Here is an 18,328-nt window from a genome sequence, read left to right on the forward strand (position 1 = left end):
AGGCGGGTCAGTTGTCGGTGCAGCCATACCCGAACTCCTGGTTGCGCTACTCATGGTTGTGTTCATCGGCCATCCTTGGCGGCGTCTGTCTCGTGCCAGCGGCGACGTCGTTGCCGGCCGCGGCGCAATCCACCTGGACCGGTGCCGCATCCAGCAATTGGTTCGACGCAAGCAACTGGACGAACGGCGTTCCGGTCGCTGGCGGGGGAACGGCAAGGGTCGACACGACTACACCCAATGCTCCAGTGGTGAATGCGCCCGGTGCTGCTGCGGAAGTCATTGCGGTCGGCATCAACGCGGTGGGCGCGCTCACCATTACGGGAGGCGGTACGCTGAGCAGTGTGGAGGGCCATATCGGCTACCCCTTCTCTCATGGCACGGTGACGGTGACCGGTCCCGGATCCAATTGGAGCAATTCCCATACACTTGACGTCGGCTTCTTCGGCATAGGGACGCTCACCATCGAGAGCGGTGGGACGGTGAGCAGCATGAACGGCTATCTCGGCACGGTTGCCGGCGCCGAGGGCACGGTGACGGTGACCGGCGCCGGCTCCACCTGGACCAACAGTGGAAATCTCGTCGCCGGCAGGGGCGGCAGGGGCACACTCACCATCGCGGACGGCGCTACGGTGAGCAGCGTGAACGGCTATGTCGGCGACCTCGATACCGCCCACGGAACCATGACGGTGACCGGCGCGGGATCCACCTGGACCAATTCCGGAAATCTCTTCGTCGGGGATGCCGGCACAGGCACGCTCACCATCGCGAATGGCGGAACGGTGAGCAATACGGACGGGTATCTCGGCCGCATCGGTTTCTCTTCTGCCACGGCGACGGTGACCGGCAACGGATCCACCTGGATCAATTCCGGAAATCTCTTCGTCGGCAACGGCGGCACGGGCACGCTCACCATCGCGGACGGCGCAACGGTGAGCAGCGTGAACAGCTATGTCGGCGCCCTCGGTAGCGCCCTCGGAACGATAACGGTGACCGGCGCGGGATCCACCTGGACCAATTCCGGAAATCTCTTCGTCGGCGATGCCGGCACAGGCACGCTTGCCATCGCGAATGGCGCAACGGTGAGCAATACGGACGGCTATCTCGGCCGCAGCGCTGCGTCTCTTGGCACGGCGACGGTGACCGGCGCCGGCTCCGCCTGGACCAACAGCGGAAATCTCGTCATCGGCGATGCCGGCACAGGCATGCTGACCGTCGCGGCCGGCGGCCGGGTGAGCGGCGCAATCGGCATCGTCGGCAACGACACCGGCTCCCACGGCACCGTGACGGTGACCGGCACAGGCTCTGCCTTGACCAACAGCGGAAACCTCTTCGTCGGCAACGCCGGCACGGGCGCGCTCACTATCGCGGACGGCGGCCGGGTGAGCAACGCGATCGGTTTCGTCGGTTTCGGCGTCGGTTCGCAGGGGTCCATGACGGTGACAGGCACCGGCTCGACGTGGAGCAACAGCTCCTCCCTCACAATCGGCGGCAGCGGCACGGGCGTACTCGCGATCGAGAATGGCGCAGCCGTGAGCAACACCTCCGCAATTGTCGGGTCGGCCAACGGCTCGCAAGGGAGCGTGACGGTGACGGGCGCTGGCTCTACCTGGACCAATTCCTCACAGCTCTCGATCGGCTATTTCGGCGTCGGATCGCTCGCGGTCGCAAACGGGGGGATGGTCAGCAGCACATATGGGATCCTCGGCGAGTTTGGCGGCGCGCAGGGCACGGCCACGGTCGCGGGCGCCGGCTCTGCCTGGGCCAATTCCCTGGACCTTTACGTCGGTAACACCGGTACCGGTTCGCTCGCGGTCTCGAATGGCGGCACGGTAAGCAATACGAACGGCCATGTCGGTTACGACATCGGCTCGCAAGGCACGGTGACAGTGACGGGTCCGGGCTCGACCTGGAACACCAATGCCTCCCTCACAATCGGCGTCAGCGGCACTGGCGTGCTCGCCGTCGAGAATGGCGGAGCCGTGAGCAGCGCGTCCGCCATCATCGGGTCGGCCATCGGCTCGCAAGGAACAGTGGCGGTGACCGGTCCGGGCTCGGCCTGGAACACCAGTGCCTCCTTCACAATCGGCGTCAGCGGCACTGGCGTGCTCGCCATCGACAATGGTGGATCCGTGAGTAGCGCGTCGGCCATCATCGGGTCGGCCATTGGCTCGCAAGGAACCGTGGCGGTGACGGGCGCCGGCTCGACATGGACCAATTCCGGAGACCTTTATCTCGGGGTCTACGGCACCGGAACGCTCACCGTGACGGAGGGTGCGATGGTGCACGCCGGCACCGTGCATGTGGCGAGCCAGGCTGGCTCGCGTGGCACGCTGAACATCGGCGCGGCGGCAGGCAGTCCGGCGGCGACCGCCGGCACGCTCGACGCGGCAAGCATCGCGTTCGGCGCCGGCATTGGCACGATCAACTTCAATCATACGTCCGCAAACTACGTGGTCGGGTCGACGATGACCGGCAACGGCAGCGTCAATGTGCTGTCCGGCACCACCATCCTGACGGCTGCCAACAGCTACACCGGTCCCACGGCCGTCAACGGCGCCACGCTCATCGTGAACGGCTCGATCGCCACGTCACCGCTGACGGTGGATGGCGGCGGTCTTGTCGGGGGCACCGGTGTTCTTGGCGCAACGGCCATCAGTGCCGGCACGCTGTCGCCCGGCAACTCGATCGGCACCATCACGGTGCAGGGCAATCTCGTACTATCGGCGGCCTCGACCTACCTGGTCGAGATTGCGCCGACGAGTGCCGATCGCATCGATGTCACGGGCGCGGCGCAGCTCGCCGGTGCCTTGCGTGTGGTCGCAGCGCCCGGGACCTACGCACCGGGTACCACCTACACGATTCTCACGGCGACGGGCGGCATCGCCGGCACGTTCGACAGCGTGACTTCCAATCTCACGTCGTCCGCCTTCGTGGCGCCGACTGTGTCCTATAATGCCGACCACGTGTTTTTCAGCCTCGCACGCACGGCAAGCTTCGCGAGCGTCGGTTGGACGCGCAACCAGATTGCCACCGGCACCGGCGTCGATTCGCTCGGCTTCGGCAATCCCATCTTCAATACGGTGCTCTACGGCACGGCCGCGCAGGCGCGGCAAGCGTTCGATGCGCTCTCGGGCGAGTTGCATGCGAGTACGGCGGGCGTGCTCGTCGACGAATCGCGCGATCTACGCGATGCGGTGCTCGGTCGTCTCCGCCAGGCGTCCTTCGACAACGCGGCAGGCGGGACGGCGTCGCGTGCCGCCCGCCCGGCGGCCCTTGCGGGGACCGTGCCGAAGACGGGGACGCACTCGTCCCGCCTGACCTTCTGGGCGCAGGGACTCGGCGCGCGCGGTCGCATCGACAGCGACGGCAATGCGGCAACGGTCGGTCGCCGCCACGCTGGCGCCGTCGCGGGGCTCGACGGCGCTGTTGATGACTGGCGCCTCGGCTTCGCGGCGGGTTATTCGGACTCCGCGGTCGGCGCGGACGCACGCGCGAGCTCGGCCTCGGTCGAGAGCGGGCACGCGGCGTTCTACGGCGCGGGCACTGCCGGCGCCTGGAGCGTGCGCGCCGGCACGGCCTATTCGTACCACCAGATCGACACCACCCGCACCATCGCGTTTCCGGGCTTTGTCGATCGCGCGTCGGCCGCCTATCATGGCGGCACCGCCCAGGTGTTCGGCGAGATCGGCTACGGTTTCGGGCTCGGCCCGGTCGCGCTCGAGCCGTTCGCAGGGGCTGCCTGGGTGCAGGCGAGAACAAGCGGTTTCACGGAGAAGGGCGGCGTCGCGGCGCTCACGGGTGCGCGCGACCGCGAAGAGGCGGGCTTCGCGACACTTGGCGCGCGGCTCGCCACCAGCGTCGCGATTGGGGGAATGACGCTGGTACCTCGCCTCTCCGCCGCCTGGCAGCACGCGCTCGGCGACGTGACGCCGGTCACCACCCTCTCCTTCGCGAGCGGAGGCACTGCCTTCGAGATCGCGGGCGCGCCGCTCGCGCGCGACAGCGCGCTCCTCGAAGCCGGCGCTGACCTGTATCTCAATGCACAAACCACGCTCGGCATTCTCTACCAGGGCCAGATCGCACGCAACGCCGAAGACCACGCCGTCCGAGGCCGCCTCGCCGTGAGATTTTGACGCGTTCAGTCAGTCCAGCGCAGTGCAGCGGATTCCTGCGCCAGCGATATGCGGGGATAGAGCAAAACCCGGATGTCGCTCGCTTATTCGTGCTACGCTTGCTCCGTCGCTAAAGCCGCGCCTTCAGCGGCACTCGGAAAGTCCGGAAGCCGGCGATGTCGGGAAACCACTCGGCCGCCTGCGGCGATGCCAAGGTCAGAACCGCGGCCGGGACCTCGCCGCGGATCAACCGGTCGATGGCGCCTTGCTGCCCTTCGCTGAACTGTACCTCGGCGGCTCCTGCCGCCATGAAGGCGGCGCTAACGCGCCCGCTTGACGCGGACTGTCTCTCCTCGATCGCAATGTTGCGGTTGTTCAGGTCGGACAACGAATTGATTTCGGGGCGCGCCAGCACGAGCACCACCAGATTGTCCGCATCATCTGACGATGCGGATGCTGCCTTGCCAGTATCGTTGGATTTGTCGGAGGCCGTTTCCGGATTGTCCGATTTGTCAGCGGGCGCCCGCCCCCTCCCGATCGCCGTGACGAGATCGGCGAATCCCGTCGCTTCGACGACCTGCTGCTGGATGGTCCGGGACGCCGGAGCGGGAGCATCGCCGGCCGTTGCAGCGGTAATCGCAGGCGTAGCTGACGGCGCGGCGATCTCAAGCGTGGCGGGCGGCGGAATGACGACCGTCGATTTCGCGGTCTCTTGGGCGGCCTCTTTCGGAGCCTCCACGGACTGCGGCAAAACGGTGGACGCTGCCTGGGTTGGCTCCGGCCTGCTGGCGCTCTCCTGTTTGCGCTCGGGCAGCTGATCTCCAGCTATCGGCTTTGCTTCGGTAGCGGTCGCCGTGGCCGCCGCTGGATTCTTCCGGCTTACCGCCGGAGTGGGAACGGCAGCCTTCTTAGTGCTCGACGTCTTGGTTTTCGACGCGGCGATGGCCGTGCGCGGTGCGGGGCGAGAGATGGGCGCAGGCTGTCTTGTCACGCGTGCGGGACTAGCGTGTTCCGGTCTTTCTATTTCCGATTCAGTGGGGACCGCGACATTCGTCTCGCGTTGCTCGCGGTATCGCCCAGCCAAGGCCTTGGCAGACCAGGCCATGTAGGACTGGCACGCGCTGTTGCACGGCAGCCCATCGATATAAGCAGTGCCGGATGAATCCAGCGGATCGGCCTGCAAGGCTCCAGTCGAACCGAGCGACAGGATCAGGGTGAGCAAGGTCCATTTCTTCGACATGGCTACTCCGTTGGAACGCGCTGGGTATGCGGCCCGAGCTACGATCGGACGGAGATACGGTTTCAAAGATTGGTTTTGTTGCCGGCTCGCAAACGCGGCTCGGCGAGAGTACCGTGATGGCGCTCTCAATCGAACGCTACACCCACCCGGTACGCCCTGCGCCAGACGACGTGGCAGGGCAGCTTCAAACCATCCTCGGGCAGCACCAATGTGAAGGCATCGGGGATACGGATCAGGTCAGCAAAGTCCAGTGCGGCTCCGGTGGTCGAAATGTCGCGAACCGTGCAAGCATACTTATCGCCGCCATATTCGATTTTGGCGGCCTTCATAACGCGGACGCGCGGCGCGATACGAGTTTCGACCATGGCCAATGCTCCGCACAGCCATTGAGGGCTTCTCCTTGAGCCAGTATCGCAATCAAAAGTTAAATGTTCGCCCTACGGACTACGAACTCAGTTCGGTACCGCGCGCTTGGCCATTGCGGGGCCGTTCGCGTTCACGGTGACGCCGCGCAGCAGGTTGAACGCCGCGATCAGCGCCTTGTCGTCCTTCTCGTTCGGCGGAACGTAGGCTTGCGAGCCGGTCTGCTCGGCGCCCTCGGCGGCGAGATGGCCGCGCATCGAGGCTTCACCCTTCAGATCGGCGCGGCCCTTGAGTTCATCCGGAACGTCCTGCAGCACCTCGACATCAGGTGCGATGCCCTGGGCCTGGATCGAACGGCCCGACGGCGTGAAATAGCGCGCGGTGGTCAGCGCCAGCGCGCCGTTGCCTTGGCCGAGCGGAATGATGGTTTGCACCGAGCCCTTGCCGAAAGTGCGGGTGCCGATCAGCGTAGCGCGCTTGTGATCGCGCAGCGCGCCGGCCACGATCTCGGAGGCGGAGGCTGAGCCGCCGTTGATCAGCACGACGAGCGGCTTGCCCTTGGTGAGGTCGCCGCCGCGCGCGGTGAAGCGCTGGGTTTCCTCCGCGGTGCGACCGCGCGTCGAGACCACCTCGCCGCGGTTCATGAAGGCGCTCGACACCGACACCGCCTGGTCGAGCAATCCGCCGGGATTGTTGCGGAGATCGATGACATAGCCCGCGAGCTTGTCCGCCGGAATTTCCTTACCAATGTTGGCGAGCGCCTTCTTCAGGCCGTCGGTGGTCTGCTCGTTGAAACGGGTGATCCTGATGTAGCCGATATCGCCGCCATCGGTGCGGAAGCGGACCGGCCGCACCCGGATGATCTCGCGCACGATGGCAACGTCGATCGGCGCGGCGGCGCCCTTGCGCACGACCTTGAGCCGGATCTTGCTGTTGGCGGGGCCCTTCATGCGGCTCACCGCCTGTTCGAGGGTCATGCCCTGGATCGCCTCGTCGTCGATCTGCGTGATCACGTCGCCCGACAGCATGCCGGCCTTGGCCGCCGGCGTATCGTCGATCGGAGTGACTACCTTGACGAGGCCGTCTTCCATCGTGACCTCGATGCCGAGCCCGCCGAACTCGCCATGCGTGGTCTCCTGCATGTCGTTCCAGCCCTTCTCGTTCATGTAGCGCGAATGAGGATCGAGCGCCGAGATCATGCCGTTAATGGCACCTTCCATCAGCTTGGTATCGTCGGGCTTTTCGACGTAGCTGGTCTTGATTCGCTCGAAAACGCTGCCGAACAGGTTGAGCTGGTTGTAGGCGTCGGAACGGGCCGCGGCCTTTGCTGCCGCCACCAGATGCGCGCCCTGCGGTCCCGCCACGAGAAGGGTCAGACAGGCACCCGTCACCGTGCCGAGAAGAAAGGCAAAATTCCTGCGCATGGTGGGGCGTCCCTTTTCCCTAGCGGACGCCCGTGATTCCGGTGAATCGGCGCCCCTGTCCCGGCACCGCCAACTCACAATGGCTTTTTGGTCGGATCATGGCACGCCGGTCCGGACCATGACGGTCGCTTCTGAGTATGATCTCCGGGCAACGCTTCAGGTTATCCTGAGGGAAAACCTCCACTTTTCGAGATCATGCTTCAGGAGACCTTGGCAGCCTCCTGTAGCCCGTTTTGCCAGGTCGAGGGCCGGGTTCCGAAGCCGCGCTTGGCGCGGGTGCCCAGCCAATAGCCGAATTGCGGGGGAACGTTGCGGAACGGACCATCCACGCCGAGTTTGAGCGCCGCATCCATCGGCCAATTGGGATTGTTGAGGATTTCCCGCCCTACCGCGATCAGATCGGCCTGCCCGTCCCGCAGGATCTGCTCGGCCTGATCGCCATGAATGATCAAGCCGACCGCCATGGTCATGATCGCGGCATGGCGCCGAACATGGTCCGACAGCGGCACCTGGTAGCTGTATTTGATTTCCTTGCCCAGGATCGGCGCCGTCTCGGTGATGCCACCGGATGAGCAGTCGATGACGTCGACGCCCTTGGTCTTGAGAATTTTGGCGAGCCGCACGCTCTCCTCCGGACCCCAGCCCGCGTTGTCTTCCACCGAAAGGCGAACGAACAGCGGCTTGTGGTCGGGCCAGTGCGCGCGCACCGCCTCGGTCACCTCGATCAGAAAGCGCATGCGATTGGCTTCGGAGCCGCCATATTCGTCGCTGCGCTGGTTGGACCGCTCGGACAGGAACTCGTGCACGAGGTAGCCATGGGCGCAGTGCAGTTCCAGCACGTCGAACCCGGCCTCATGCGCACGGCGCGCCGCCTGCCCCCAAGCCTCCACCAGATCCTTTACTTCGCCTGTTTCAAGCGCGCGCGGCACGGGCCAGCGCTCGCTATGGGCAATCGCGCTCGGCGCCACCGGCTGCCACGCGTCCCAATCCTCGATCTCCGGCGTCCGCTCGAGCGGACGATCGCCCTCCCACGGCCGGGTTGCGCGCGCCTTGCGGCCGGAATGGCCGAGCTGGATGCCGGCGACCGCATTCTGCTGCTTGATGAATTTGACGAGACGGCCGAGCGGCTCGATGAACTGGTCGTCCCAGATGCCGAGATCGCCGACCGTGCCGCAGCCGCGCCGCTCGACCTTGGTCGATTCCACCACCACAAGTCCGGCGCCGCCGGCGGCGAACTTGCCGGCGTTCATCAGATGCCAGTCAGTCGGAAAGCCCTTCACCGCCGAATATTGATGCATCGGCGGCACCACGATGCGGTTCTTCAGCGTCACGCCGCGGATCGTCACCGGAGAAAACAGCAGCGTTTCCGTCATCTGTGCCATCCCTGCATCGGACATCATTGCGCTGGCAGGTCGCCGGGAAGTGTCTCCTTGCTTATCGCTTTTATTGCTTTGCAGCGCCTTCGGCGGATTTGGCCTTTGGCTTGGCCGGCGTCGCCGTGGTCTTGGCCGCGGCTTTCGGCGCTGTGCTGTCGCCGCGCATCGTGCCCCAAGGATCGGAACTCTTCTGCTGCTCGGGGATGTTGCCGAGCGATCTCCGGTAGGCCCGCTCGGCGTCCCTCTCGGCCGCGATTTCGGCTGGCGTCTTGGGTTTGTCCTCCTCGCCGTATCTTGCGGGGCCTTTTTGCTGGGCCAAAGCCGGTCCGGCCAGCAACGCTATTCCAGCCACAGCGCCCAACATTCTGCCTGGGATTTTCATGCCACCACTCCCTATTTTGACCCAACGCTTAGCACAGCTCGCGCACCGGCTTAAATGCCGGATCGAGCGGAAATCAGCCCTAACCGTTGCCCATGCCCGACCAGTTTTGTAAACGACTGCCATGAATTCGCCGCCAGCGCCCCACTCCGCCGACGTCTTGCTGTTCGACCTAGGCCGCGTCGTGCTCGACATCAGCTTCGATCGCGTGATGGCGTGCTGGGCAGGGCATGCGGGGTGCCTGCCTGCCGACCTCGCCACTCGTTTTGTCGTTGACGACAGTTTCAAGCATCACGAGATCGGCCGGATCGATGATGCCGCGTTCTTTGCAAGCCTGCGTCAGTCTCTCGGCATCGCGATTACGGATGCCCAGTTCCTGGAAGGCTGGAACGCGATCTTTACCGGCGAGATGCCCGGCATTGCGCCGCTATTGTCAAGCGCAGCCAAGCGCATGCCGCTCTATGCCTTTTCCAACACCAACCCGGCCCATGTCGCGCATTTCTCGCAAGCCTATGCCGACGTGCTCGCGCATTTCCGCGAGATATTCCTGTCCTCGACGATCGGTTTGCGCAAACCTGACGCCGAAGCCTATGATCATGTGATAAAAGCGATCGGCGTGCCGGCGTCGCGGATTCTGTTCTTCGACGATTCAGCCGCCAACATCGAAGGCGCGCGGGCGCGCGGCCTTTCTGCCATCCACGTGACATCGACGGATGACGTGGCAAGGGCACTGACCGCACTTGGAATTTAAGGGAGGTCTGCCCGTGGCCCTGATGCCGGTTGCCGATGCGTTGTCCGCGATCCTCGGCGGCGCCGATCCCCTCCCTGAGGAAATGGTTGCGCTCGATGCCGCCTATCACCGCGTGCTCGCGCGCGACCTCGCGTCGCGGCGGACACAGCCGCCGCAGGCGATGTCGGCAATGGACGGCTATGCCGTGCGTGCTGCGGACGCCGCCGATCTGTCCGCACGGCTGAAAGTCATCGGCGAGGTCGCTGCCGGCCGTCCGTTCGAGCGAAAAGTCGGCCAAGGCGAAGCGGTGCGGATTTTCACCGGCGGCGTCATCCCTGACGGCGCCGACGCCGTGATCATCCAGGAAGACACTGCGATCGACGGTGACCATATCACCATCACTGAGGCTGCCGTCCCGGGGCGGCATATCCGTCCCGCCGGCGTCGATTTCCGCGAGGGCGACGTGCTGCTGCGGCGCGGGCGGCGCCTCACCGACCGCGACCTGTCGCTCGCGGCCGGAATGAACTATCCGGAGCTTGCGGTGCGCCGCCGCCCGAAGGTCGCAATGCTCGCAACGGGCGACGAATTGGTGATGCCCGGCGCAACACCCGGGCCGGGCCAGATCGTCTATTCCAACGGTTACGGATTGCGCGCGCTGGCACAGGCCGAGGGCGCGGAGGTGATCGATCTCGGGCTAGCCGCCGACACGGTCGCCGCCACCGGCGAAGGCATCCGGCAGGCGCGCGATGCCGACGCAGATGTGCTGATCACGATGGGCGGAGCCTCGGTCGGCGACCATGACCTCGTCAAGCAGTCGCTGGAGGTCGAGGGCGTTACAATGGCGTTCTGGCGGATCGCGATGCGGCCGGGCAAGCCGATGATGCATGGCAGGCTGGGCGCGATGCGGGTGATCGGCCTACCCGGCAATCCCGTGTCCTCCTATGTCTGCGGCTTCCTGTTCCTGGTGCCGCTGATTCGCGCTTTATCGGGCTGCGACCGCATCCATCACATCAGAGAGAGCGCGCTTCTGGGCCGCGACCTTGCCGCCAACGACCAGCGCGAAGATTATCTGCGCGCCCGCCTCGAAGAGAGCGAAGACGGCACGCTCACCGCCGTGCCAGTCAACCATCAGGATTCATCGCTACTCGGGAATCTCGCTGCGGCACGGGCACTTGTGATACGTCCGCCGTTCGCGCCGGCCGCGGTGAAGGGCTCGCGTTGCGAGTTCCTCCGCCTGCCGGAATGACGTTCGAACGGGGTTTCCGGGCGGGGCCGCAATACGTTCACTTGAAATTAAGTGGTTGCAGAACACATATCGAACATATAGTGTCCGTTCATGATTTGTTTCGACTGCTAGTGTCTGTGGTCGGGAGTTTGGGGACTCCCGCGATCTGGACCCCAGAAATTCGAAACCGAAGGACGACGCCAAACCGGGGGATTGCTCGCGATGCTTACGCGCAAACAGTACGAACTACTGCGTTTCATCAATGAACGGCTGAAAGAGGCCGGTGTGCCGCCCTCCTTCGACGAGATGAAGGATGCGCTCGACCTGCGCTCGAAATCCGGAATCCACCGCCTGATTACGGCGCTGGAGGAGCGCGGCTTCATCCGCCGCCTGCCCAACCGCGCCCGCGCCATTGAAGTCATCAAGCTGCCGGAGCTGGCCGCCGCCGGCAACAGCCGCCGCGGCTTCACGCCGAGCGTCATCGAAGGCACGCTCGGCAAGCGTGCTTCCAGCCCACCAGTGGTCGAGGACGACGGCAATCGCCCGGTCGCCGTGCCCGTGATGGGCCGGATCGCCGCCGGTACGCCGATCGAGGCGCTGCAGACCCGCAGTCACACCATCAGCGTACCGCCTGACATGCTCGGCTCCGGCGAGCACTACGCGCTCGAAGTGCGCGGCGATTCCATGGTGGATGCCGGCATTCTCGATGGCGACGTGGCGCTGATCCAGCGCAACGAGACCGCCGACACCGGCGATATCGTGGTGGCGCTGATCGACGAGGAGGAGGCCACCCTGAAGCGCTTCCGCCGCCGCGGCGCCTCAATTGCGCTCGAGCCCGCCAACGCCGCCTACGAAGTACGCATCCTGCCGCCCAACCGAGTCCGGATTCAGGGCAAGCTGATCGGGCTGTACCGGAAATATTGATCTGTCGGTTTGCATACGCGATAGCGACGCGCCAACCCCGGCCGTCGGCCGGGGTTTTTTGCTGCGTGCTGGGAACAAAGCTGCGTTAGCGCGCTTGTGATCTAGTCGCAGTGCGCCAGTCGCAGAATTGCCCAGAAGCAAGAAAAGGCTCTGCGCCATGTCCACTGTGATAGAGGCCTGTGCCTCATTCCAGACACGGGTCAGCTATCTCAAACGAGGGAGCCATCCGATGTGTGACTATAGCCTGCACGCTGTGGCGACGCGCCCTGCCCGGGTCGGCGAGACGCTGATCACCACGACATTCCGCGGTACATCAACCCGCGGCTTTGCGTCAGAGCGCGAGCCTGCAGTGGCGGTCTGCATGCTTCCCGGCACCGAACTGGCGTTCGCCGAGGACGTCAGATACGACAACCGCTGGATCTGGACGCGAACCACCGACTGGCGGGTCGGCAAATTCAATCAGATCGAACCCGAAGTCGCCGACCGTCATCATGACGCGATCGAATTCCCCGATGGAAGCCATGTGCTGGTGACGCAACTCTGCGAAGGCCAGCGGGCGACCGTACTGCAATTGCCCGTGGTTCAGACCGGTGGCGAGCGCGCACCGAAGGCAGCGGAAGCGCCCCCGGCCGCCTCCATCGTGACCGGCTAGACGCCACACGCACATGATCCGCCGGTTCAAACCGGCGGATCATGGTGGTATAGTCTCTAAAAATCGGCGCCGAGGGGCAGTCGGTGGTCAATAAGATTACGTGGCAACGAGCTGGACGCGTCACCGAACCGGGACGGTACATGTTCCGCTATGGCTGGCTCACCGTTACTGCGGAAGATCTCGCGATCTGGCAGCAATTCCCCGACGCATCGTTCACCCTGGTCAATTTGCCGTCGGACCCTGACGCGCCTGAGGAATTTCATCTTGGCGCGTTCGAAATACCGATCAGTCGCCCGCGCGACGAGCACTGAACTTCGCCTACTCCTCCGCCTGCAGGTCCGCTTCCGCTGGCGTCGCATCGACAGCGCGCGCCGGCACGCGCGGCGTCAGCACCGCGGCGTCTGCCTCGCCCGCTTCGGCCGCGGCCGGCGACCACGGGCGGTGGACGCCGCGCGGTTTGACCGCTTCGACCACAAAGCCCTCGCGGCTTCGCCGCAACGCCATCGCGCCCTGGCGCCGCAGCCGCTCGGCATCGATGACGGAGGCGCCGCAGGCGGCGGGCGCCTGCCGCAGCGTCACGATCAGCGCGGCGCGCTCGCAATCGTCCGACAGCGCTTCAGGCCTGAACGCCTGCGCGACCAGCGCCCCGCTGGCGGATGGCACCACGCAGCCGGAATCGTCGCAAGAGACACCCGAGGTGAGCGAGGCATCGGCCGCGGTGCGCGCATCCGCATCTGCCGCCAGCCATTCCTTCAGGAGAAAGACATCCTTCGAACCCTTGACCGCGTGCATCAGATGCAGGCGGCCGTCCTGGCCGCGCACACCGACATTGCGCCCATCCGCAGAAATCAGGATGTCCGGCTGCGGCACCCTCGCCGCCCACAGCGCCGCTGACAGCACCAGCACCGCGCCCGACCAACGCAACGGCGTGCGCAACAGCCCGAGCAGGATGATGCCAAGGCTCGCCGCGACAACCGGGCCGATGCCGAACGCCGGCACCCGGCCGACCGCGCCGGGTAGTGCCGCGACCCATTGCGTCACCGCGATCATCCAGTCGATGCCGACGCCCATGATGGCCCAGAACAGGCGATCAAAACCAAACGGCATCGCGACGAGGCCGAGCAGGCCCGCTGGCATCACGATCGCTGAGACCACCGGCATCGCAGCGAGATTGGCGAGCACGCCATAGGGCGTGACGCGGTGGAAATGAAAGGCTGCGTAGGGCATGGTCGCAAGCCCAGCCACCAGGGAGGCCAGCAGCAGCATGGTGAACTCGCGGCCGCCCCACAGCGCCACCCGCGCAGTCGGGGTATGATCGGCTGTCGCGAACAGGCGGGGCATGCCGACCTGCACCAGCGCCACCAGGCCCAGCGTTGCGGCAAACGACATCTGAAAACTCGGATGCACGAGCGCTTCCGGCGCAACCGTCAGCACGATCAAAGCTGCGACCGCGAGCGTGCGAAAGGTGATGGCGCGACGGTCGACCATGACGGCGATCAGCACCACGGCCGTCATGAAGAACGACCGCTGCGTTGCCACCTCGGCGCCCGACAGCAACAGATAGAACGCGGCGGCTGCGAGCGCTGCCGCTGCTGCCCATTTCTTGATGGCGTAGCCGACGGTCAGCACCGGAAACAGCGCCAGCAGCGCCCGCACCGCGAAAAACACCACGCCGGCCACGACGGCCATGTGATAGCCGGAGATCGACAGCACATGGCCGAGGCCGGAGATGAACATCGCATCGTTCACCGGCGGCGAGATCGCGTCGCGCCGCCCGGTCAAGAGAGCGGTCGCAATCGCGCGCCTGTCGCCCTCCAGCGTGGTCCTGATCCGCGCGTCGATGGTGTCGCGCAGGCCCTGCATGAAGGCCGAATAGCGCAGGCGCAGTCCGCCGCCCTCCGGCGGCTCCGCGATCCTGATCGCGCCCATGACGAAGCCGGAGGCGCCGATGCCGGCGAAAAACATGTCGCGACTGAAATCATAGCTGCCGGGCCGGACCGGCCCGAGCGGCGGTAGCAGCCGCGCCTTCAGCTCGACAAAGCTGCCGACCGGAGGCGCCGTGCCCTTCTTCACCGAAAGCCGCACGCGCTCCAGCTTCGTCGTCCCGCGTGCGCTTTCCATGGTGACGACGCGAAGGACAAAACGGTCGGTACGCTCGCGGATGTCGCGCGTCTCGACAAAGCCGGTAAGCGACACCGAGAATATCGGCCGCGCCAGCACGCCATGCGCGACCCGCGCGGTCTTCCATGTCGCCACTGCAAAACCTGCGGCAACGGCCGCAATCATGACCGCAACGGGAAAGAATTTTTGCCGCCGCAAGAGGACTGCCACCGCGCACAGCACGATGGCGACAACGGCCGCCACCGATAGCACCGGCTCGTGATCCGCGGCGAAGTAGAGCGCAATACCTGTCCCGAACGCCACCGGCACCCATGGCAGCAGACGGCCGGCGCCGGCTTCGGCGCGCGCCCACGCGCGCAAGGTTTCGATCAGCGGCGGCCAGAACGCGGGGCGCGATGGCGCAAGGCCGCCGACAGGCACCGCAGCGCGCGGCGGCCAGGTTCCGGCATATCCGCGCTTCCTGCCCGATGTGTCGCCCTGCTCCGCCACCGAGCCTACACCTTACAATCTCGTGGAGTGCACAAAACTACCGGACGGTGTATTGTCACGGCTAGCGGAACGGATGCAGAAACCTGAAGAAATGCACGTCGGCGGTACGGGTGGCTAGCGGCTCCAAAGATCAATGATCCGCGTGGAAAACTGCCGTTAAGTCAGTCCAACTGCATTTTCCGACTCGGCGGAGCGTGCTCTCCTGAAGGTTAGAGGCTGGTTGCGGAGTACGATGTGAGCCAGTTTTCCTGCACGCTGCTGCTTGTGACGGCTCTGATGCTTACGGCATGCTTCGGAGTAGCGGCTTGGCGCCTCTCCGGTGATACATCGGAAGTCACCGGGAGCGTTCTGCCGGTGTTGATTGATCCGCGCTAAAATTCCCCGCCATTGGACGGTAATATTGAACCTGATAGCCGGACGAATGCGGAAACCGGAAGAAACGCGCATCGGCCGGGGTTACGGTTGCACGCTGTGAATCGAACATCAGGACACGAAGTGACATGACGCGTGCAGCCTGGATTTTAGCCGTGGTCGTCCTGACCTCCTCTCCGGCCAAGGCCGCCACGCCAGAGCAATGCCGCTTCATCGAGGCGCGCGCCGAGCGCGAGGCGTGCTATCAGCGCCAGGAGGCGGCGCGGCTCGCCCGGCAAAAGGCGAACGAGGTCCGGCAGGCCGAGCAGCAAAAATCCTATGAACCCATGGCGGCGGACGACGCCCAGCTCGCGAAGGCCATGCGGGGTATTTGCCGGGGCTGCTAGCAAGCCAGTCGAGCCCGTTGCAGTCTACTGCGCGATCAGCGACGCGGAGCGATGTGGCAGCATTGTGCGAGAGGCCTTCACGCCCAAGACAACGCCTCTCGCGGCCGACCGCTAGCCAAATAGTGGTCGGCCGACGAGGCGACTAACTCCTCAATCCTCAGCCGGCACCGTGATGCCAGCGATCGTGCCACCAGGTGCTGAAGTCACGATCCGTCATCAGCTCCCAGGCAGCAAACAGGATCACCAACAGGCCCGAGAACACGCTGCTCACCGTAGCTGCGCCCGGCTCGTAGCCGACCGTCCATGGTGCGACCACGAGCGCCAGTCCCAGAAGCATCTCACCCCATTCCTCCAAATAGGAAGGAATGATGAATGCCTCGACGGCAAACAGGATGACGCCCAAACCGAGTGCGATGGTTAGCCCGACGGCTGCCCCGGCCATGCCGAGGACAAACGGCGAAATGACCAGCCACACACCCACCACCAGACTGGTAACGTCCTGCCAGTGTTGAATGCGCATGAAGCTCACCTCCCCTCTCCGATGAGATATGGTAGTGGGGCGCTCAAAGCATATCCCTCCAGCCTGCGTTGTGTTGCCGCTGCTCCCGCCCCCCGGAGCCACTCCAATCCCGGCAGGCCGCCGCCCGGAAAGCGCTCTTGCAAGTGTGCCGCAGCAGGATGCACACTGTGCACGCACGATCAGGTGTCGATGTCTACGGCTCTCGGCTCGACTGGAATTCAACGGTTGCGTTCAGAACGAGAGGAGCATGACGCCATGCGAGAAATCCAGATTCACGACTATGCGCGGCAGTTGCTGGAAGCACATGGCCCCAAGGCCATTGCGGAGGCTGCCCAGAACGCCATCGAACTCGAGGCAAAGGGCGAGGTCGAACTGGCCAGAACCTGGCGACATATCGAAGACGCGATGAAGATGATGCGCGGGCCTCACCAAAGCTGAGGCAGCCGGCGCGGCAATGTAGAACCAGGACCCATTGTAGGGCCGCTTCGCCGCGGCTGAATGGCGTTGCGACGTCCAAGATGCGGCTCTCCATAACAGGGAGTGAAGCCATGTTTCCGAAGTGTGCGACAGCCGAAGATCTCGTGAAGGCGATCAAAGACGAAAAGGTGCAGATGATCGATCTGCGCTTCACCGACCTGCCTGGGGTGTGGCAGCACTTTTCCGTCCCGCCGAGTGCGGCGAGCATCGATGCTCTCAGCGAAGGCATTGGATTTGACGGCTCATCGATCCGCGGCTTTCAGGAAATCCAGGAAAGCGACATGCTGGTCGTGCCGGATCCGACCACGGCCTTTCTCGACCCATATTCCCCTGTGTCGACCCTAGTCCTGATCTGCAACATCAGGGACCCCGTGACCGGTCAACCCTATAGCCGGGACGCCCGTTACATCGCCCAGAAGGCCGAAACCAACCTGAAGGGTACCGGCCTTGCCGATACGAGTTACTTCGGTCCCGAGGCGGAGTTCTTCGTGTTCGACGACGTGCGCTATGGACAGGGCATAAATTACGCCTTCCACGAAATCGATTCCAGCGAAGGCAGTTGGAATACCGGCAAGGAGGAAGATCCGAATCTGGGCCACAAGCCGCGCCCGAAGGAGGGATATTTTCCCGTTCCCCCGACCGACAGCATGCAGGCTCTCCGCACCGACATGGTGCTGACGATGGAACAGCTGGGCATCCAGATCGAAGCCCATCACCATGAAGTCGCGACCGGCGGCCAGAACGAGATCGACATGCGCTTCACGACGCTCACGCGCATGGCTGACAATCTGATGATCTACAAATACGTGGTGAAGAATACCGCCCGCGAGCACGGCATGACCGCAACATTCATGCCGAAGCCGCTGTTCGAGGACAACGCCTCGGGGATGCACGTTCACCAATCCCTGTGGAAGGGCGAGACCAATCTGTTCTACGACAAGGGCGATTATGCCGAGTTGAGCCAGCTCGGCCGCTACTATATCGGCGGTCTGCTCACCCACGCCTGGGCGTTGTGCGCGCTTTGCGCTCCCACCACCAACTCCTATCGGCGTCTGGTGCCAGGCTACGAGGCTCCAATCAATCTGGTTTATTCCCAGCGCAACCGCTCGGCCTGCTGCCGAATTCCGATGTATTCGCCGAACCCGCGGGCAAAGCGGGTTGAATTTCGCTCGCCGGATCCCTCCTGCAATCCCTATCTGGCCTTTGCCGCGATGCTGATGGCCGGCCTCGACGGTATCACCGGCCGGATCGATCCGGGCAGCCCGATCGACAAGAACCTCTATGACCTGCTGCCCGCCGAGGCAAAGGACGTGAGGTCGACACCGGGATCGCTGGATCAGGCGCTTGACGCGCTAGAACGCGATCACGCCTTCCTGCTCCGCGGCGATGTGTTCACCGCCGACGTGATCGAGACCTGGCTCGACTACAAGCGGAAGAAAGAGGTCGATCCGATCCGGTTGCGGCCACATCCATACGAATTCCATTTGTACTACGACATCTAGGGTGCGAACTCATCTGTACGCTTGGGCCGGATTTCG

The 18,328-nt window shown here is 64.5% G+C and carries 16 protein-coding genes; 9 read left to right on the plus strand and 7 right to left on the minus strand.

From position 1 onward, the window contains the following. Positions 1–17 precede the first annotated feature (17 nt). Complete coding sequence (locus tag J6524_RS03965) at positions 18–4,133, plus strand: autotransporter outer membrane beta-barrel domain-containing protein (protein WP_225669324.1); 4,116 nt, start codon at positions 18–20, stop codon at positions 4,131–4,133. Positions 4,134–4,242: 109 nt separating this feature from the next. Here J6524_RS03965 and J6524_RS03970 read toward each other — a convergent pair whose 3' ends face one another. The 5 genes from J6524_RS03970 to J6524_RS03990 all read right to left on the minus strand — a co-directional run bounded on the left by J6524_RS03970 (position 4,243) and on the right by J6524_RS03990 (position 8,897). Then, positions 4,243–5,352 (minus strand): hypothetical protein, encoded by a 1,110-nt coding sequence (locus tag J6524_RS03970; RefSeq protein ID WP_225669042.1) that lies wholly within the window; start codon positions 5,350–5,352, stop codon positions 4,243–4,245. 125 nt (positions 5,353–5,477) lie between these two features. Beyond that, positions 5,478–5,717, minus strand: a complete 240-nt coding sequence (locus J6524_RS03975; RefSeq protein WP_225669043.1) for a PilZ domain-containing protein — start codon at positions 5,715–5,717, stop codon at positions 5,478–5,480. Between the two features lie 87 nt (positions 5,718–5,804). Continuing rightward, entirely contained in the window at positions 5,805–7,139 is a 1,335-nt protein-coding gene (locus tag J6524_RS03980; RefSeq protein WP_225669044.1) for a S41 family peptidase, read from the minus strand. A gap of 200 nt (positions 7,140–7,339) precedes the next feature. After that, a complete protein-coding gene (locus J6524_RS03985) occupies positions 7,340–8,512 on the minus strand; it encodes an NADH:flavin oxidoreductase/NADH oxidase (RefSeq protein WP_225669045.1) in 1,173 nt (390 codons plus the stop codon). Between the two features lie 70 nt (positions 8,513–8,582). Beyond that, complete coding sequence (locus J6524_RS03990; protein ID WP_225669046.1) at positions 8,583–8,897, minus strand: hypothetical protein; 315 nt, start codon at positions 8,895–8,897, stop codon at positions 8,583–8,585. 121 nt (positions 8,898–9,018) lie between these two features. Here J6524_RS03990 and J6524_RS03995 point away from each other — a divergent pair, with 121 nt between their 5' ends. The 5 genes from J6524_RS03995 to J6524_RS04015 all read left to right on the plus strand — a co-directional run bounded on the left by J6524_RS03995 (position 9,019) and on the right by J6524_RS04015 (position 12,736). Next, positions 9,019–9,645: an HAD-IA family hydrolase gene (locus J6524_RS03995; RefSeq protein WP_225669047.1), complete on the plus strand. Its 627-nt coding sequence runs from the start codon at positions 9,019–9,021 to the stop codon at positions 9,643–9,645. 13 nt (positions 9,646–9,658) lie between these two features. Beyond that, positions 9,659–10,870, plus strand: coding sequence for a molybdopterin molybdotransferase MoeA (locus tag J6524_RS04000; protein WP_225669048.1), 1,212 nt, complete (start codon positions 9,659–9,661; stop codon positions 10,868–10,870). Positions 10,871–11,071: 201 nt separating this feature from the next. Next, positions 11,072–11,773: a transcriptional repressor LexA gene (gene lexA / locus J6524_RS04005; RefSeq protein WP_225669049.1), complete on the plus strand. Its 702-nt coding sequence runs from the start codon at positions 11,072–11,074 to the stop codon at positions 11,771–11,773. A 229-nt stretch (positions 11,774–12,002) separates the two neighbouring features. Beyond that, on the plus strand, positions 12,003–12,425 hold the full coding sequence (locus J6524_RS04010; protein ID WP_225669050.1) for a hypothetical protein: 423 nt from the start codon (positions 12,003–12,005) through the stop codon (positions 12,423–12,425). Between the two features lie 83 nt (positions 12,426–12,508). Then, positions 12,509–12,736, plus strand: coding sequence for a hypothetical protein (locus tag J6524_RS04015; protein ID WP_225669051.1), 228 nt, complete (start codon positions 12,509–12,511; stop codon positions 12,734–12,736). Positions 12,737–12,743: 7 nt separating this feature from the next. On the opposite strand, the gene J6524_RS04020 is transcribed toward J6524_RS04015, so the two are convergent. Further along, positions 12,744–15,035, minus strand: coding sequence for a ComEC/Rec2 family competence protein (locus J6524_RS04020; protein WP_225669052.1), 2,292 nt, complete (start codon positions 15,033–15,035; stop codon positions 12,744–12,746). Between the two features lie 500 nt (positions 15,036–15,535). On the opposite strand from J6524_RS04020, the gene J6524_RS04025 reads away from it, so the two are divergent. Further along, positions 15,536–15,793, plus strand: a complete 258-nt coding sequence (locus tag J6524_RS04025; RefSeq protein WP_225669053.1) for a hypothetical protein — start codon at positions 15,536–15,538, stop codon at positions 15,791–15,793. A gap of 157 nt (positions 15,794–15,950) precedes the next feature. On the opposite strand, the gene J6524_RS04030 is transcribed toward J6524_RS04025, so the two are convergent. Further along, on the minus strand, positions 15,951–16,313 hold the full coding sequence (locus tag J6524_RS04030) for an SPW repeat protein (RefSeq protein WP_225669325.1): 363 nt from the start codon (positions 16,311–16,313) through the stop codon (positions 15,951–15,953). Between the two features lie 255 nt (positions 16,314–16,568). Between J6524_RS04030 and J6524_RS04035 the strand changes: the two genes are divergently transcribed. Both J6524_RS04035 and glnA read left to right on the plus strand, forming a co-directional pair. Continuing rightward, on the plus strand, positions 16,569–16,751 hold the full coding sequence (locus J6524_RS04035) for a hypothetical protein (RefSeq protein WP_225669054.1): 183 nt from the start codon (positions 16,569–16,571) through the stop codon (positions 16,749–16,751). Positions 16,752–16,861: 110 nt separating this feature from the next. Next, positions 16,862–18,292, plus strand: coding sequence for a type I glutamate--ammonia ligase (glnA, locus tag J6524_RS04040; RefSeq protein WP_225669055.1), 1,431 nt, complete (start codon positions 16,862–16,864; stop codon positions 18,290–18,292). Positions 18,293–18,328: the final 36 nt, after the last annotated feature.

Source organism: Bradyrhizobium hereditatis, assembly GCF_020329435.1.
Lineage (GTDB): Bacteria > Pseudomonadota > Alphaproteobacteria > Rhizobiales > Xanthobacteraceae > Bradyrhizobium > Bradyrhizobium hereditatis.

Bases quoted from the DNA above. Each gene is read 5' to 3' on its own strand.
- glnA (WP_225669055.1), top strand. From the start codon at position 16,862: ATGTTTCCGAAGTGTGCGACAGCCGAAGATCTCGTGAAGGCGATCAAA.
- lexA (WP_225669049.1), top strand. From the start codon at position 11,072: ATGCTTACGCGCAAACAGTACGAACTACTGCGTTTCATCAATGAACGG.
- J6524_RS03990 (WP_225669046.1), bottom strand. From the start codon at position 8,897: ATGAAAATCCCAGGCAGAATGTTGGGCGCTGTGGCTGGAATAGCGTTG.
- J6524_RS03975 (WP_225669043.1), bottom strand. From the start codon at position 5,717: ATGGTCGAAACTCGTATCGCGCCGCGCGTCCGCGTTATGAAGGCCGCC.
- J6524_RS04010 (WP_225669050.1), top strand. From the start codon at position 12,003: ATGTGTGACTATAGCCTGCACGCTGTGGCGACGCGCCCTGCCCGGGTC.
- J6524_RS03995 (WP_225669047.1), top strand. From the start codon at position 9,019: ATGAATTCGCCGCCAGCGCCCCACTCCGCCGACGTCTTGCTGTTCGAC.
- J6524_RS04025 (WP_225669053.1), top strand. From the start codon at position 15,536: ATGACGCGTGCAGCCTGGATTTTAGCCGTGGTCGTCCTGACCTCCTCT.
- J6524_RS04030 (WP_225669325.1), bottom strand. From the start codon at position 16,313: ATGCGCATTCAACACTGGCAGGACGTTACCAGTCTGGTGGTGGGTGTG.
- J6524_RS04035 (WP_225669054.1), top strand. From the start codon at position 16,569: ATGCGAGAAATCCAGATTCACGACTATGCGCGGCAGTTGCTGGAAGCA.
- J6524_RS03985 (WP_225669045.1), bottom strand. From the start codon at position 8,512: ATGACGGAAACGCTGCTGTTTTCTCCGGTGACGATCCGCGGCGTGACG.
- J6524_RS03970 (WP_225669042.1), bottom strand. From the start codon at position 5,352: ATGTCGAAGAAATGGACCTTGCTCACCCTGATCCTGTCGCTCGGTTCG.
- J6524_RS03980 (WP_225669044.1), bottom strand. From the start codon at position 7,139: ATGCGCAGGAATTTTGCCTTTCTTCTCGGCACGGTGACGGGTGCCTGT.